This window comes from Aliterella atlantica CENA595, assembly GCF_000952155.1.
In the GTDB taxonomy this organism is placed as follows: domain Bacteria; phylum Cyanobacteriota; class Cyanobacteriia; order Cyanobacteriales; family Chroococcidiopsidaceae; genus Aliterella; species Aliterella atlantica.
This window is the reverse complement of sequence record NZ_JYON01000031.1, coordinates 17,896-33,261: the sequence shown is the minus strand read 5'-3', so window position 1 is coordinate 33,261 and position 15,366 is coordinate 17,896. Positions and strand designations below refer to the sequence as shown.

General features: G+C 44.4%; 15 protein-coding genes and 4 pseudogenes. 11 read left to right on the top strand and 8 right to left on the bottom strand.

The features are described from left to right. Positions 1–15: 15 nt before the first annotated feature. Both UH38_RS21100 and UH38_RS21095 read right to left on the bottom strand, forming a co-directional pair. Entirely contained in the window at positions 16–1,062 is a 1,047-nt protein-coding gene (locus UH38_RS21100; protein ID WP_045056662.1) for a M42 family metallopeptidase, read from the bottom strand. Then, complete coding sequence (locus tag UH38_RS21095; RefSeq protein WP_045056661.1) at positions 1,059–2,006, bottom strand: SGNH/GDSL hydrolase family protein; 948 nt, start codon at positions 2,004–2,006, stop codon at positions 1,059–1,061. The genes UH38_RS21100 and UH38_RS21095 overlap by 4 nt, the downstream gene beginning before the upstream one ends. A gap of 542 nt (positions 2,007–2,548) precedes the next feature. Between UH38_RS21095 and UH38_RS21090 the strand changes: the two genes are divergently transcribed. The 9 genes and pseudogenes from UH38_RS21090 to UH38_RS26920 all read left to right on the top strand — a co-directional run bounded on the left by UH38_RS21090 (position 2,549) and on the right by UH38_RS26920 (position 10,085). Further along, positions 2,549–3,571 (top strand): sulfonate ABC transporter substrate-binding protein, encoded by a 1,023-nt coding sequence (locus tag UH38_RS21090; RefSeq protein WP_045056689.1) that lies wholly within the window; start codon positions 2,549–2,551, stop codon positions 3,569–3,571. 66 nt (positions 3,572–3,637) lie between these two features. Then, a complete protein-coding gene (gene ssuD, locus UH38_RS21085) occupies positions 3,638–4,792 on the top strand; it encodes an FMNH2-dependent alkanesulfonate monooxygenase (RefSeq protein ID WP_045056660.1) in 1,155 nt (384 codons plus the stop codon). Positions 4,793–4,797: 5 nt separating this feature from the next. Then, entirely contained in the window at positions 4,798–5,580 is a 783-nt protein-coding gene (gene ssuC, locus UH38_RS21080; protein ID WP_045056659.1) for an aliphatic sulfonate ABC transporter permease SsuC, read from the top strand. Positions 5,581–5,590: 10 nt separating this feature from the next. Further along, positions 5,591–6,355, top strand: a complete 765-nt coding sequence (locus tag UH38_RS21075) for an ATP-binding cassette domain-containing protein (protein ID WP_045056658.1) — start codon at positions 5,591–5,593, stop codon at positions 6,353–6,355. Between the two features lies 1 nt (position 6,356). Beyond that, the gene (gene ssuE / locus UH38_RS21070; protein ID WP_045056657.1) at positions 6,357–6,920 is read left to right on the top strand and encodes an NADPH-dependent FMN reductase; all 564 of its coding nucleotides are present in this window, start codon (positions 6,357–6,359) and stop codon (positions 6,918–6,920) included. Positions 6,921–7,316: 396 nt separating this feature from the next. Beyond that, positions 7,317–8,405: pseudogene (gene sfnG / locus UH38_RS27775) on the top strand (dimethylsulfone monooxygenase SfnG). 54 nt (positions 8,406–8,459) lie between these two features. Then, positions 8,460–9,077 carry a DUF1326 domain-containing protein gene (locus UH38_RS21060; protein WP_045056656.1) on the top strand — a complete coding sequence of 206 codons (618 nt, stop codon included), beginning with the start codon at positions 8,460–8,462 and terminating at the stop codon, positions 9,075–9,077. A gap of 2 nt (positions 9,078–9,079) precedes the next feature. Further along, on the top strand, positions 9,080–9,901 hold the full coding sequence (locus tag UH38_RS21055; protein ID WP_082065467.1) for a DUF2182 domain-containing protein: 822 nt from the start codon (positions 9,080–9,082) through the stop codon (positions 9,899–9,901). Positions 9,902–9,920: 19 nt separating this feature from the next. Next, entirely contained in the window at positions 9,921–10,085 is a 165-nt protein-coding gene (locus tag UH38_RS26920) for a hypothetical protein (protein WP_160296007.1), read from the top strand. A 110-nt stretch (positions 10,086–10,195) separates the two neighbouring features. On the opposite strand, the pseudogene UH38_RS28345 reads toward UH38_RS26920, so the two are convergent. Then, positions 10,196–10,432, bottom strand: a pseudogene (locus tag UH38_RS28345) (type II toxin-antitoxin system RelE/ParE family toxin). A gap of 339 nt (positions 10,433–10,771) precedes the next feature. Next, a pseudogene (locus UH38_RS28340) lies at positions 10,772–10,946 on the bottom strand (transposase); the annotation flags it as partial. A gap of 5 nt (positions 10,947–10,951) precedes the next feature. On the opposite strand from UH38_RS28340, the pseudogene UH38_RS26445 reads away from it, so the two are divergent. After that, positions 10,952–11,065 (top strand): annotated as a pseudogene (locus UH38_RS26445) (IS5/IS1182 family transposase); the annotation flags it as partial. 77 nt (positions 11,066–11,142) lie between these two features. Here UH38_RS26445 and UH38_RS21050 read toward each other — a convergent pair. From UH38_RS21050 to UH38_RS21035, 4 genes are read right to left on the bottom strand one after another with little or no spacing between them, the layout of a single operon-like run. Continuing rightward, the gene (locus UH38_RS21050) at positions 11,143–11,910 is read right to left on the bottom strand and encodes an SDR family oxidoreductase (protein WP_045056655.1); all 768 of its coding nucleotides are present in this window, start codon (positions 11,908–11,910) and stop codon (positions 11,143–11,145) included. Positions 11,911–11,955: 45 nt separating this feature from the next. After that, the gene (locus UH38_RS21045) at positions 11,956–12,471 is read right to left on the bottom strand and encodes a (R)-mandelonitrile lyase (RefSeq protein ID WP_082065469.1); all 516 of its coding nucleotides are present in this window, start codon (positions 12,469–12,471) and stop codon (positions 11,956–11,958) included. A 19-nt stretch (positions 12,472–12,490) separates the two neighbouring features. Further along, on the bottom strand, positions 12,491–12,988 hold the full coding sequence (locus UH38_RS21040; protein WP_045056654.1) for a cyclophilin-like fold protein: 498 nt from the start codon (positions 12,986–12,988) through the stop codon (positions 12,491–12,493). Positions 12,989–13,034: 46 nt separating this feature from the next. Beyond that, entirely contained in the window at positions 13,035–14,012 is a 978-nt protein-coding gene (locus UH38_RS21035; protein WP_045056686.1) for an alpha/beta hydrolase, read from the bottom strand. 340 nt (positions 14,013–14,352) lie between these two features. Between UH38_RS21035 and UH38_RS21030 the strand changes: the two genes are divergently transcribed. Beyond that, positions 14,353–15,279: an AraC family transcriptional regulator gene (locus UH38_RS21030; protein ID WP_045056653.1), complete on the top strand. Its 927-nt coding sequence runs from the start codon at positions 14,353–14,355 to the stop codon at positions 15,277–15,279. Positions 15,280–15,366: the final 87 nt, after the last annotated feature.

The window sequence follows — 15,366 nt, the reverse complement described above, 5'->3', positions numbered from 1 at the left end:
AGTTATTTACTGTACTCAATCCCCGACCGATCGCAAACAAAAGGTATGAAGTAACTTAGTGCAATTGGCGATCGCTCCTAAGTGAGCAATTTCATAGCCGTGAGTATTTTGAGTAGGAAAGGCAACACACGCAGCGCGGGCGACATGACCGAATTTCATGGCAATTGAGGCATCGCTACCAAATCCGCTCAATGTTGCTAGTTGTACAGGCATATTTAGCTGTTTGGCGGCTTGACGCAACTTTGCATTCAAGCCTTCGTCGTAGATGCCATAACCATCTTGAGACAAAATTACTGGCGCATCTCCAGCATCTATTGGGTATTCGGGTGCTAAGGGGCAAATTTCTAAGGCAATTAAAGCATCTAACTTATGCTTACCACTAAAATACATCGCTCCAACTGCGCCAACTTCTTCTTTGGCAGAAGCAACTAAATAAGTATCAAATACTGGTTGCTTGAGATGTTCTGCCAAGGCAAGCAAAATCGCTACTGAGGCTTTATTATCTAGCGTATAACTAGCAATATAATCTTTTAACCTAATTGGGCGCTTGCGGTGTTTGCCGATTACTACGCGCGTTCCAGGGCGAATTCCAGCTATTTCCAATTCTTCAGGAGTACATTTAGTTTCAATCCAAGCATCTTCCCAGCGTACGGGAGTATCTTCTTGCTGGGCTTTTTGCGGCGATTCGTGGGAAATATGGCGCGAACCAAAGCTGAGAATACCGCTAATAGTTGCATTATCTCCCAATAAATCAACAACTCCTTCGCCGTAAACCCAAGGAAACGAGCCGCCCAACTTACGCGCTGATACTTTACCATCAGCGTCTACATCTTTAACAATTGCACCGATTTCATCTTTGTGGGCGGTAATTGCGATCGCTCCTGTTTCTCGCCCTGGAATTTTGGCAATAATATTATCGGCACTATCTTGCCAAGCTTCTACCCCAATTTGAGCAAATCGAGCTAGTAATAATTGATTAATTTCTGTTTCGTTGCCGCTAGGCGAGTGGTGCAAGACTAATTCTTCAATTGTGGCAAATAAGCGATCGCAATCTAAGTTCATTTAACTGTTTTTTGGTATCTGCGCTTGAGTAGCGCCATTGCACCCACACCCCCAAAAGCTAATATACCCAATCCCGCACCAGGTTCGGGGACGGGTTCAGCTTGCAATCTGGAAACTGCTACTTCGCCAATTATTTTATGTCCAGCATTAGTTGGATGTAGTTCGTCCCAGAATAAGTATTCATCGGGGTTAGAACATATTCCAGTATCGCTTAAGCAGGCATCAGTTACATTCGTAAAGCCATATTTTGCAGGTTGGGCGATCGCATCGGCAAATAGCGAACTAACATCAAGATCGTAGATATTGATATCGTAGTTGCTACTCAAAGCGTTGAGGCTAGTGTCTAACCCTAAGTTATGTAAGTTTGTTAAAGTGCTGAGACTACTAGCTTGAGGACTATCGTTGGTTCCAGGAATTTTGCCTAAATCTGGCAAATTAACGACTAGGAAATTTTCTGCACCAGATTCAGCAAGAGTAGTTATCGCCCCTGATAAATTATTGACTGGTACGCTAGGGTCAGTTATACCACCACCTAAATAATCATTTGCTCCTGCCCAAATTACATATAGCGCATCTGGGTTAGAAGTTGGGTTAGTAGCTTGAAAGCGAGCAATTTCCTGTTGCAGTCCTGGTAAAGTTGCTACTGAGCCTGGAATGGGGATAGTGTTGTTGCTACCAGTAGTAGCACCCCCAAAAGCGAAATTAGTAGGAGTTGCGCCTAAATCTGCGGCGAGATATTCTGTCCAAATGCGATCGTTAGAGAAACGTCCTTGACTGTAAGGTGGACTAGGGGGAAAAGTACCGCCACTGGCATTGTAAAAATTGCCAGTATCGGAGAGACTATCGCCAAAAACATATAATTGGTCAAAATCCTGTGCATTAGCTTGCAATGGGAACAGGATAGATGAGAAAAAACAGCCTGCTAGTAAAAGTTGTTTGTGCATAGTTAGGTGGTTACGGAATTTGCTACCAAGTACAAAGTGACTGGAATAATTCGTAATTCGTAATTCGTAATTACGGACAAAATTAATGATTGAGAGCCGAAACTTTCCCCACTTTGGCTGCGGTTCAATGCTTAAAAGTTACTAAGCCGGATAACTTCTTACAATATTTTTTAACAAAATGTTGCGATATTTATCGAAATTTTAGCTTAACCCTGCTTTTGCATAACCCTTGGCACTCCACAATTGCGAATGCAAACTACAGTAACTCGCTAGGAATACTGTATTTTTTCTCAAATGCCTTGCTTTAGCTATTCAACTTGTGCCATACTCCTAACTTAAGCTATTAACTACGGTAAATCGAGCGACTTACCGTAGATTAAATAAGTGTAGTACCCGATGCTTACTAAATTTTGAGGAAGCATACTTTGTTAAGTAGATACCACTGGTTCGTAAACAGCTTGAGTTATCGTTGGCATCGGCTGCAGCAACGATACTCTAAAATAGTTAACCGCAGACACACGCAAGCGGCGCGGTACTTGAGTATTTCCTTAAAGAAATCGCGTCATACATTCGCTTTAATATTTGCTGTAGGTTTATGTTTGAGCCTAGTAGTATCTGCTTGCACGCCTACAAATTCGCCAAACTTGCAGAGCGATCGCGCAATTACAAATACCAGTTCTACGTCTCAAAGCGTTGAAAACAACACCATACGGATTGGTTATCAAAAGTACGGCACGCTCAACATCCTCAAAGCCCAAGGAAGTTTAGAGCAACGCTTGAAACCGCAAGGGATAACCGTACAATGGATTCAATTTCCCGCAGGTCCTCAATTACTAGAAGCGTTGAATGCAGGTAGTATTGACTACGGACACACAGGCGAAGCGCCACCAATTTTTGCTCAAGCGGCGGGCGCACCTTTGGTATATATCGCGCACGAACCACCCAACCCTAAAGGTGAAGGAATCTTAGTTGCTAAAGATTCATCTATTCAAAAAGTAGCCGATCTAAAAGGCAAAAAAGTCGCTCTCAACAAAGCTTCAAACGTGCATTTCTTTTTAGTTCAGGCACTAGCAGCAGCAGGTTTGCAGTACAAGGATATTAAACCAGTTTTTCTCCCACCAGCAGAGGCAAGAGCGGCTTTTGAACAAGGAAGTGTAGAAGCTTGGGCTATTTGGGACCCATTTTTTACAGCCGCGCGGAGGGCAACAGGGGCGCGAGTATTGGAAAATGCAGAGAATTTAGCAGCGAATCGGGAGTTTTATTTAGCAGCTAAACCATTTGCGGATAAATATAGCGATCGCATCAAAGCAATTTTGGAGGAAACCCAGAAAGTAGATGACTGGGCAAAAGCTAATCCAACAGAAGTCGCAAAATTGCTATCGCCGCAGCTAGGAATTGACGTACCGACTTTAGTAGAAGTATCGCAGCGTCGTCCCTATGGCGTTCAACCTATGCAGAGTGATGTTGTTGCTTATCAACAGCAAGTAGCTGATACGTTTTTCAAATTAGGATTGCTACCTAAGCCGTTAGATGTCAAACAGGTGGCGCAGGTGGAGAAGAAGTAGAGGGGAGTTGGGGAGACAAGGAGACAAGGGAGACAAGGAAGACAAGGGAGACAAGGGGGATCTTAAATGCAACTACTTTGGTTTATTCCAACTCATGGTGATGGACGTTATCTTGGTACGGCTAATGGGGGAAGGGCAACGAATTTTCCTTATCTGAGACAGATTGCTCAAGCTGTAGATGACCTTGGTTTTACAGGAGCTTTGCTGCCTACAGGACGTTCTTGCGAAGATGCTTGGGTTGTAGCTTCAACTCTTGCCTCTGTAACGCAAAAGATGCGCTTTTTGGTGGCAATTCGCCCTGGGTTGATGTCGCCAGGAGTAGCAGCGAGAATGGCTGCAACCTTCGATCGCTTATCTAACGGACGCTTGCTGATAAATGTAGTCACAGGTGGCGATCCGGTAGAGTTGGCAGGAGATGGAGTACATCTAAGTCATGGAAGTCGCTACGAACTAACTGACGAATTTTTGACGGTATGGCGGCAAATTTCTGCTGGTGAAGAGACTAACTTTAACGGCAAATATTTTGATATTCAAGGCGGTAAGCTAATGTTTCCGCCAGTACAAACACCTTACCCGCCATTATGGTTTGGGGGTTCATCGGCGATCGCCCAAAAAATTGCAGCAAAGCACGTTGATACCTACCTAACTTGGGGCGAACCGCCGCAGCAAGTAGCAGAGAAGATCGATACTGTCCGCAAATTAGCAGCCGATGAAGGACGAACTTTAAAGTTTGGCATTCGCTTGCACGTAATTGTGAGAGAGACGCAAAGCGAAGCTTGGGAAGCTGCCGACAAGTTGATTAGCTATGTAGATGATGAAGCAATTTCTGCTGCCCAAAAGGTTTACGCCCGCTTGGATTCTGAAGGACAACGGCGTATGACGCAGTTGCACAATGGCAGCCGAGAAGCGCTAGAAATTAGTCCCAATCTTTGGGCGGGAGTTGGTTTAGTGCGTGGTGGTGCTGGAACTGCAATAGTTGGAGATCCCGAAACTGTTGCTGCGCGGATGTTGGAGTACGCAGACTTAGGGATTGATACTTTTATTCTTTCTGGCTATCCCCACTTGGAAGAAGCTTATCGCGTCGCCGAACTCTTATTTCCCCGTTTGCCCTTAGATAACTTGCCTGTAGCTAACCAACAAGTAATGCTCAGTCCTTTTGGGGAGATTGTTGCCAATCAAAGTTTTCCCAAATCAAAATCGGCTCAATTAACAGTGGATTAAGTGCTATGAACAAAAAGTTGCCCAAATTATGGCTCAAGCAACTCACACCTTGGATAGTACCAATACTACTAATTGTTTTTTGGCAGTTACTATCTCAGTTTGGTTGGCTGCAAGCGCGGGTTTTGCCAGCGCCAACAGCAGTAATTCAAGCTGCAATTACCCTAGCAAGTTCTGGCGAACTGCTGCGTCATATTATTGTTAGTTCGTATCGCGCTCTTGTCGGGTTGTTAATTGGCGGTGGAATTGGCTTTATTTTGGGATTACTCAATGGTGTGTTCCCCATAGCAGAGAAGCTGTTAGATAGTTCGGTGCAAATGCTGCGGAATATCCCTCATTTAGCGATGATTCCTTTGATAATTGTCTGGTTTGGGATTGGGGAAGAAGCCAAAATATTTTTAGTTGCGATCGGGGTAATGTTTCCGATTTATCTAAATACCTATCACGGCATTCATACAGTTGATAAAGGATTGCTGGAAATGGGCAAAGTCTACGGACTAAAGCCTTGGGAACAGTTCTGGCAAATTATCTTACCTGGGGCTTTACCTTCAATTCTTATCGGGTTGCGCTACGCCTTGGGCATTATGTGGCTGACTTTAATTGTTGCCGAAACGATCGCCTCTGATTCTGGCATCGGCTATATGGCAATGAATGCTCGCGAGTTTATGCAGACAGATGTCATAGTTTTCAGCATTTTAGTTTATGCCTTGCTAGGCAAACTTGCAGATATCAGTGCAAAAGTGCTGGAGGAAAAGTTACTCCAATGGCATCCCAGTTATCAAGTAGCTTAGGTAAAAAGCAATGACAGAGATTAGAGGCGCAGACTTGAAGGTGCTGGGTTTGAGTAAAACCTTCGGCAAGCAGCAAGTCTTACAGAATTTGGATTTAGAGATTGCTCCAGGAGAATTTGTAGCGGTTGTTGGTCGTAGCGGTTGCGGCAAAAGCACTTTACTCCGCTTGCTAGCAGGATTAGATCGTCCTACTACAGGAGGCATATTAATTGATGGCGAACCTTTGCGTCAGATTAACCACTCAGCGCGAGTGATGTTTCAAGATGCGCGGTTGCTACTATGGCGACGGGTATTGGAAAATGTTGGGCTGGGTTTGCGTCACGATTGGCAAGCACAAGCACAATGGGCGCTAGAGCAAGTAGGGCTAGGCGATCGCTCCAGAGAATATCCCGCAGTTCTATCGGGCGGACAAAGGCAAAGAGTAGCATTAGCAAGAGCTTTGGTCAGCCAGCCGCGTTTACTCTTACTTGATGAGCCATTGGGGGCGCTTGATGCTCTAACGCGGATTGAAATGCAACGGCTCATTGCCAGTCTTTGGCAAGAGCAAAAATTTACAGCATTACTAATTACTCACGATGTCGAGGAAGCTGTATCTTTAGCAGATCGAGTAGTGCTAATCGAATCTGGCAAAGTAGCAATGGATCTGGAAATTCCTCTTGCTCGTCCTCGTCATCGCGGCGATGCTGCTTGTGCGGCAATTGTCGAACACATTTTAGAACGGGTTTTAAATCCGAGTGCTACTAGCAAGACAACTTTACTTTCAAGGAGTTTTTGAGATGACTAATGTTTTAGCGATCGCTGGCAGTCCTTCACACCCTTCTAGAACCTACGGGATTGTTGAGTATGCGACTACACTACTAGCAAAAGAAGGCTTCCACACAGACATTCTCTCAGTCCGCGATTTTCCGGCGGAAGACTTAGTATTTGGGCGCTACGATAGTCCTAACTTAGAACAACCAAAGGCTTTACTTACCAAGGCTGATGCCGTCATTATTGCCACTCCCATCTACAAAGCTGCCTATACTGGACTGCTCAAAGCGTTTCTAGATTTGCTGCCCCAAAAAGCTCTACTCGGCAAAGTCATTTTACCTATCGCTACAGGTGGAACGCTGGCTCATTTACTAGCTATAGACTACGCTCTCAAACCAGTGCTATCTGAATTAGGGGCTAGACATCTATTAGGTGGTGTATATGCTGTAGACAAGCAAATTCAGCGTCTAGAAGATGGCAGTATTCAACTTGATGAAGAAATTGACCAAAGGCTAAAACACTCTCTACATGACCTAGTTGAAGCGGTGCAAGCTCATTCGGGTGTTAAACAACTAGCTCATACTAGCTAAAGTTTGATAGCTATCAAACTTTAGCAATAAAGTTTTCCACTTGCCAGTAGCAGATAGTAACTCCTAGCTGTCTGCTACATTTCTTCTTCCCTACGTGCTTTGCAATCTAACCTATTTTTTAACAGCTAAATTTTTTAGAAAAATGTAATTGAAATGACTTACTTTCTCAAGATTAGCGTGATAGGGTATTCGTCAGCATATAAACTACGTTATCTTGGTCGATTTAGTGTAGTTTAGCTCCAAAAACAAGTAAGACTTTTTCATTTCCAACAAGTATTTCTACTTAAATAAACAATTCTTTTGTATTTGTCTTGAGAACTGGTACATCAGACTGCTTTTAGACAAAGGAACAAAATCAAACCATCAATTTTAGACTTGAAGCAACAGAGGTACAAAATGGATATCAAATTTGCTTATTGGGTTCCTAATGTTAGTGGAGGGTTAGTTGTTAGCAAAATTCCCCAACGCACAGACTGGACTTTTGACTACAACGCCAAGCTGGCGCAGACTGCGGAAGAAGTAGGATTTGACTATGCCTTAGCTCAAGCTAGATTTATTGCCAGTTACGGAGCCGAGTATCAGTTAGAGGCGCTAACTACAGTTGCAGCTTTAGCACCCGTGACTAACAAGCTAAAACTGATTGCAGCAGTGCATCCTGGGCTATGGCATCCTGGCGTAGTAGCGAAGATGGGCGCAACTATAGACTTTATTTCTAAAGGTCGCTTTTGCCTAAATGTAGTTAGTGGTTGGTTTAAAGACGAATTTACTATCTACGGCGAACCTTGGTTAGACCATGACGAGCGTTATCGGCGCTCGGAAGAATTTATCCGCGTCCTCAAAGGGATGTGGACAGAAGAGGAATTTCACTTTTGAGGAGACTTCTATCGGATTAATGGCGGTTGGGTGAAGCCGAAACCAGAGTTTCTTCCCCACCCAGAACTATTTCAAGGCGGTAACTCCAAAGCAGCGCGGCGCATGGCATCGCGCGTATCTGACTGGTATTTCATGAATGGTAATAGTGTAGCAGGAGTAAAAGAGCAAATTGCAGAAGTTTCTGCCTTAGCGCGTCAAGAAGGACGGAAGGTAAAGTTTGCCCTCAATGCCTTTGCTTTAGTGCGAGATACTGAAGCTGAAGCTCATGGAGTGTTAGAAGATATTATTGCTCAAGCAGATGTAGAGGCAGTTAAAGGGTTTGGAGAAGCAGTCAAGCACGCAGGAAGTTCTACACGCGATCGCCAAGGAATGTGGGCTTCTTCCAATTTTACCGATTTGGTGCAGTACAACGATGGCTTCAAAACAGGGCTAATTGGTACGCCCGAACAAGTAGCCGAGAAAATCCGCGCGTACTACGAGGTAGGAGTAGATTTAATTTTGTGCGGATTTTTGCATTACACAGATGACTTACCAGCTTTTGGGCGGACAGTGATTCCCCAAGTACGAGCAATTAAAGCCCGCCGTATAACTCCAGAGTTAGTCAGCGCATAAGAAGGCGATCGCATTTACGAGTTCTTAGTAATAAACAACAAAAAATCAGCATATATGACTACTGCTACTAAAACCTACGAACTAGAAGGGCAAATTCTCGAAGCTTGTTCTTGTAAAACTCCTTGCCCTTGCTGGATTGGAGAAGATCCCGATAACGGGGCGTGCGATAGTTTTGTTTCCTATCACGTAGAAAAAGGTCAAATCCAAGGCGTTGATGTTTCTGGACTAACGCTAGTCAAGATTGTTTATATTCCAGGCAATGTTTTAGCGGGAAACTGGCGGGCGGTAACGTATGTAGATGGCAAAGGTACAACAGAGCAGCAGCAAGCCTTAGTCAAAGTATTTACAGGGGAACTTGGCGGCGCAATTGCCGACTTAGCAAAACTGGTAAGCGAAAATTTAGAAGTGAGAGTTGCGCCGATAGAATACCACATTAAAGAAGCTCAAGGCACGATCGCGATTGGCAATGTTCTCAGTGCAGAAATGGCTCCCTATCGCAGTGCAGACGGCAAGCCAACTAAGTTAGTTGATAGCATTTTCAGCACAATTCCAGGTTCTCCCGCCTATGTTGGCAAAGCTTCTCATCACAAAGTCAACTTGCCAGAGTTTAACCTAACTTGGGAGTACAACGGACGCAATGCAATTCAAGGTGAATTTCGGTTTGAGGCATAAGAATGACCGTTAATTATTTGCAGCCTAAAACGCTAAAAACTAACTCTAATTGGGCTGTAAAGCTATTGCATTTCCTCATAGCAGATGAGTTGAGATGGGTGTGGGGAATAATCTTCCTTGCTTGGGCATTAATCTTACTAGCTGAGATTGCAGGCTACGGACATTTGCTACATCACAATTCTTTAGTTGATGACTCTATCCCTTTAATCTTGAAACTGCTAGTTTTTATAGGTATGTGGCAGGTAATGATTGTTGCTATGATGCTGCCGAGTTCTATACCCATGCTCAAGCTGTTTGCTAGAGCTAGTAGCACGCAAACGCGATCGCAGCAAGCACTTGTTATTTTTATCTGTGCGTATGCAACAGTTTGGACTGGATTTGCGATCGCCCTTTTTGGCTTGGATATTGGCTTGCATAAATGGCATTGGTTGCGCCAAACACCTTGGCTTTACTCTGGATTTACCCTAGCTATTGCTAGCGCGTTTCAGTTTAGTTCTCTCAAACAGCAGTGCTTGCAAGTATGTCGTCATCCCTTCAGTTTTCTTGTTCATCACTACCAAAGGGGAGCGATCGGCGCTTGGAACTTAGGACTTTATCACGGTTTGTATTGTTTAGGCTGTTGCTGGGCGTTAATGATGGTAATGTTTGTTATGGGAGTCGGTCATCTTACCTGGATGCTTGCCCTGACTGCTGTAATGACTATGGAGCGGACGAAACAAAACCTCTGGTCAATTATGCTTGTCCTTGGTATTGTTCTGCTCTCTAGGAACAGTTTGGTTTTACTCCATATTGATACACTCAGTCGCGTCCGCTTGAAAGCTTAAATAACTGGAGGCTAACAGTATGTTGTATTGGAACCTGGAAAGAGAGTTAGTAGACGGCGAACCATTGTTTTTCGGTCAAAACAAGCAATTTCAACACCCAAATCCACCAAAATCGACAAACAACAAGCTTTACGCAGAAGTAGCAAAAGTTGGCAGTGCAGAAACTCAGCCAAACAAGATTTAAATGCGATCGCTAATCGAAAGCAGCAATTTCGCCTATTAAAGCCTTTGGTGCATATTAGCAGCTTGAATCGCCACCTGTAACAGCATTGTGTATGCTGCCGTAACTACTGCTTAATACACCTCATCATGGCTGCCGATATCTACAGACACAGCCTTCGGGTCTTCGTAAAATAAAATAGTACCCGCTCATCGTAATCTATACTAAAACTCCAAAGTTCTTTAAACTTGAGCAAATGGCTCTACAATGAACTGTTCTAATTTTTACTAAAACCTTGCCTCTAAATCTGCATTAGCTTTGATACGCTTTTTGAAAGCACGCTTGAACAGAGAACTGAAACTAACCCCCACGAGCGCTATCCTATTATTTGTCTCAGTTCCTCTACATCAGAAGAAAACTTTAGTTCGCCTTTTTGCTGCTCGATTTGCGCCGAGTTAAAGTTGTTATACTAGCGATCGGCTTGCGAAACGAATTGTCTTTGTTCGCTCCATCAACTCCTTACTCAACTTTTGAAAATCCCTCCAGGCACTCTCCTCTGGTACTAGCACAAGTTACCAGCCTGATTCTTCCTTAGCTGCTGAACACCCAACGGTTCACTTCTTGCTTCTATATAATATTTTCAATCTGCTGAATTTCCAAAATTTTGAATTGGCGAAAAGCCAACTCATTATAGAACCCATTTGACATCTCTACGAAGCTGAAAGTCTCTTGACCATGAGCCTAACAAAGCAAAGATTGAGTTTCGTGGTCGCATTTGCGCTTGGTTCTCTCATGGTTCTTGACCAAAATTTTACAGCGCTCCATCCAAGCATTAGAACGCTCAATTACCCACCGAGCGACTGCTGGGACGAATCCAGACTTTCCTTGGATTAAAAATCTTTCGCATTTTGGCAGAGCGCTACCGTAACCGAAGGCGGCGTTTTGGACTACGGTTTAACTTGATTGCTGCAATTATCAATTCTGAAATCGCTCTTTGTTTTTGATTCACGCAAGAGGTCTATTTAAAAACTCTGTATCGTTGACAGAGTTGTATGTACTCAATAGAGGTGACGAACATCCACTACACGGTTTGACCGCCATCGATGAAGGCGTGTCCAACAACGAAAGCAGCCGCGTCCGAACACAGCCAGACGACGGCATCGGCAATCTCTTCAGGCTGCCCCATCCGTCCGATCGGCTCCTGGGCGATTACCTGTTCGCGTCCTTGGGCAGTGCCGCCAGTGAAGCGCTCCATCATCGATGTGTCAATGTAACCAGGGGCAACGGCGTTGACGCGGATGTTCTGCGCAGCGTAGTCGAGAGCCGCCGACTTGGTAAGTCCGATTACGCCGTGTTTTGCAGCGGTGTATGCGGCTCCGCCCTTGATGCCGATGACACCAGCACCCGATGATGTGTTCGCGATTGCACCGCCGCCCTGCTTGAGCAGCAGCGGGATTTCATACTTCATGCATAGAAAAATGCCGCGTAGGTTAATGTCTACGATCCGCTCCCACTCTTCCTCTTCAAAATCCGCTACTGCTGCATTGCGCTGTTCTATTCCGGCATTATTGAAAGCGAAATCCAGCCGACCAAATTCTTTAATAGTCCGATCTAAAGCCATTTTCACCTCTTCAGCTTTAGTTACATCACACTTGACGGCTACCACTCGCCCGCCTTGTTCCTCAATAAGCTGCGCCGTTTCGCGGTTACTCTCTTCTGAAATGTCTGCGACCGCTACGCTCGCACCTGCGTTGGCAAACGTCAGTGCGGTAGCGCGTCCAATGCCGCTTCCTGCTCCGGTAACAAATGCGACTTTCCCTTTATAAAATTCATTCTGATTCGTTGTCATTTTTTAACTCCTAACTTTTATTCCCGTCAAGATTTCTCAAAGCTCTCATTTCGCGTCAGCTTTATATTCCTCGTCCGTCACAGGCTTGAGCCAATTCACTTGAGTGTCGCCTTCGTAGTTGGTAATTACAACGTGCGTCATCCTGCTTTCAGGTGATGCACCGTGCCAGTGTTCAATGTCGGGATTGCAAAGAATTACATCGCCTTTGTTAATCGTTTTGATGGGTTTGCCTTTTTCTTGATAAAGCCCTTTGCCCATCGTCACGAGTATAGTTTGTCCTGCTGGATGGTTGTGCCAGTTTGCCCGTGCGCCTGGCTCGAAGGTCACGCTGGCGATTGAAAAATTATTGTTGTCGTTTTTTGGAGCGAGTGGCTGTACATAAACCATTCCCGTAAAAGTTTCCGCTGGGGCTTTTTCGCCCTTCGGAAAAATCGTGTTTTCAGTTTTATTTTCCGCCTTTTCCATTTTTGTTTGCTCCGTATTAGCCGATTGCTGATTGCTGTATCCAACAGCTAAAAAAAGTGCCGCGCATAATATCAATCCGATTGTTGTATTTTTCATAATTTTATTCTTCCGGTGATTACTCCAATTCAAACATCACCGTTACGTTTCCTGCTCCTACTGCGGCTTCAAACCCTGAAGGAGCGTCTATCTGTCCGAGTTTTGTATAACTGTATTGCGTCGGAAATGTTTTATAGAAAAGCACTAAGGTATTGCTTCCCCAAACCATCAGATCGCCGTTGTTGATTGTTTTGGGATTGGAAGAGTCAATCGGCAAATTGTTCGAGAACTCATATTTTTTCTCGTTGCCGTTCAGTTCATCCATCTTCAGCGTCAACGGCAGCATCGCTTTGAAAGCGTTTGCCGTCGCATTGTCAAAGAGTGTGGCATTGAAAGTCTTTGACCCGATTTTAATCTTCATCTTATTGCCTTTCGTCTCGTTGGCAGTATTACTGCTTTGTTTATTAATGTTCGTATTATCAGCAAATGTCGATTGGTCTTGACTGCAACTGACGGAGCTGCCGAAAAGAAATATTGCTGAAAACATCATTACGATTAAGAATTTAATGTTGCTCATTCGTCTCTTTTCAAAGTGAAACGACTTCTTGGTTTCTGCTTCCCAATTACTTTAGATTTGTTTTGAAAAAGCCTTCCAGCTTGTCAAAAGGAATCAGATCGGTTTTGTCGTATAAATCAACGTGTCCGGCATTCGGAACAATAACCAGTTCTTTCGGTTCGGCTGCGCGTTTGTAAGCATCCTCGCTAAACTCTTTTGAGTGAGCCTTATCACCCGTAATGAACAGCATCGGACGAGGGGAAATCGTTTCAATGTCATTGAACGGATAAAAGTTCATAAACTTAGTGTTACTGCTTAATGTCGGATGCGTCGTCAGTTCCGGCGACCCTCCTTTCGGCGTGTATTCACCTCGCGCAGTGCGGTAGAATTCATAAAACTCACGCTGGATGGGGTCTGTGTTTTCATCCAACTTATGCACAGTTCCGCTTGTGTATTTGGTTTCACCACCAGTAAACTCTACATAACGTTGCTCGGCAGCCTCCTCCTGGATTTTCTTTCTCTGCTCAAGGGTCAGTGAATGGTTAAGTGCATTTCGGCTGGCTGCTCCCATATCATACATACTGACAGTTGCGATCGCTTTCATTCGCGGGTCAATCTTAGCGGCACTGATAACAAAGCTTCCACTACCACAAACTCCAATGATGCCAATTCGATTTCTGTCCACAAAGGGACGAGTGCCAAGAAAGTCAACTGCCGCACTGAAATCTTCAGCATAAATATCAAGTGCAACCGCGTTGCGTGGTTCGCCCTCACTCTCACCCCAGAAAGACAAGTCAAGCGATAGAGCTACAAACCCTCGTTCAGCCATATTCGCAGCATACACGTTGGCACTTTGTTCTTTTACAGCCCCCATAGGATGCCCGACAACGAGCGCCGAATGTTGTTTACTTCGATCTAAATTCTTAGGAATAAATAGATGTCCCGCAACATTCATTTTGTATTGGTTTTTAAAAGTAACCTTATACATCGTAACGTCGTCACTTACCTTAAAAGTTGTATATCCCGTTGGTGTTATCTGTTCCATTTCTGCTGTTTCTTCTGATTGTCCTTTTTGTTCTGTTTGCGTGTAAGCTTGCCCGCTTATCATAAAAGTCATCATCGCTAAAATTAATATATTTTTCATAATTCATCCGCTTTTTACTGCCAGATTTACAGATTGAAAATTGTTGACTTTATTAGTCTTAAATTTCTCCAATTATCAATCTGGTTTTTCTCAGCAGTGTTGCTAACGTTTGCTGTATAAGTTCAATTATGCGGGTGTGAAAATGGATAGCGTGAGGACGTTCATCGCAAAAAACCGGACAATTATCCAAAAATTCGCCGTGCAACGTGCTGAACAAAAACAAAATTTTTAATATAAATTTATGAACCAAAAAGAAGCAGAATTTGAAAAGCGAAAGATGCAGATCAATCGGGAAGAGCTGATCGAAAGAATGATTCGTATCGCTCCCGAAAATAGCCTTTTGGAAGTGTTTCCGGGCATTTTCATATATCAATCGTCGAAACCGACCGAGAGTGAGATATCTGTACTAAAGCCCGCCTTCTGCGTCATCGCCCAGGGCAGCAAGGATGTGCTTTTGAACGATGAATTATTTCACTACGACTCCGGTCATTACTTAATCTCGACGCTCGATCTGCCGATTATGAGCAATGTCGTTGAAGCGTCCAAGGAAAAACCTTATTTGAATCTTCGCATAGACCTCGATCCGGCACTTGTGGCTGCGGTGATGATTGAATCTGGCATCGAAACTAAAAAAAGCGGCACTGGAGTCAAGGCGATGGATGTCAGCCCGGTTGATGCCGATTTGCTGGAAGCGGTCGTCAAATTGGTGAAACTATTTGACACGCCGGACGAAATGAAGTTTCTCGCGCCGCTCATTATTCGCGAGATCGTCTATCGGCTTTTGAAGGGAAAACAGAGCGCACGGCTCAACCAGCTTATTATTAGGGAAGGCGACGCGCAGCGCATCTCCAGGGTGGTCAAGCAAATCCGCGAGAACATCGATCTGCCGCTGAAAATCGAAGATACAGCCCGCGAACTCGGCATGAGCGTGTCAGGCTTTCACCAACATTTTAAGTCAGTCACGGCGATGAGTCCTTTGCAGTTCCAGAAACAAATACGGCTTCAGGAAGCACGCCGTCTGATGCTCGGCGAAAACATGGACGTGGCGAGCGCCAGCTTTCGCGTCGGTTATGAAGACCCGTCATATTTCAGCCGAGAATACAAAAAATTATTCGGTATTCCCCCGCACCGTGACATCGCTGGGCTGCGCAGCAATTTAGGGCAATAAGAATTGGACAGGTTTATTGGTGCGAAGGACTGAAACAAAATTGCTTATCCCTCTTTTGTTACTTTGGTGAGAGTAAATTAAGCTGAA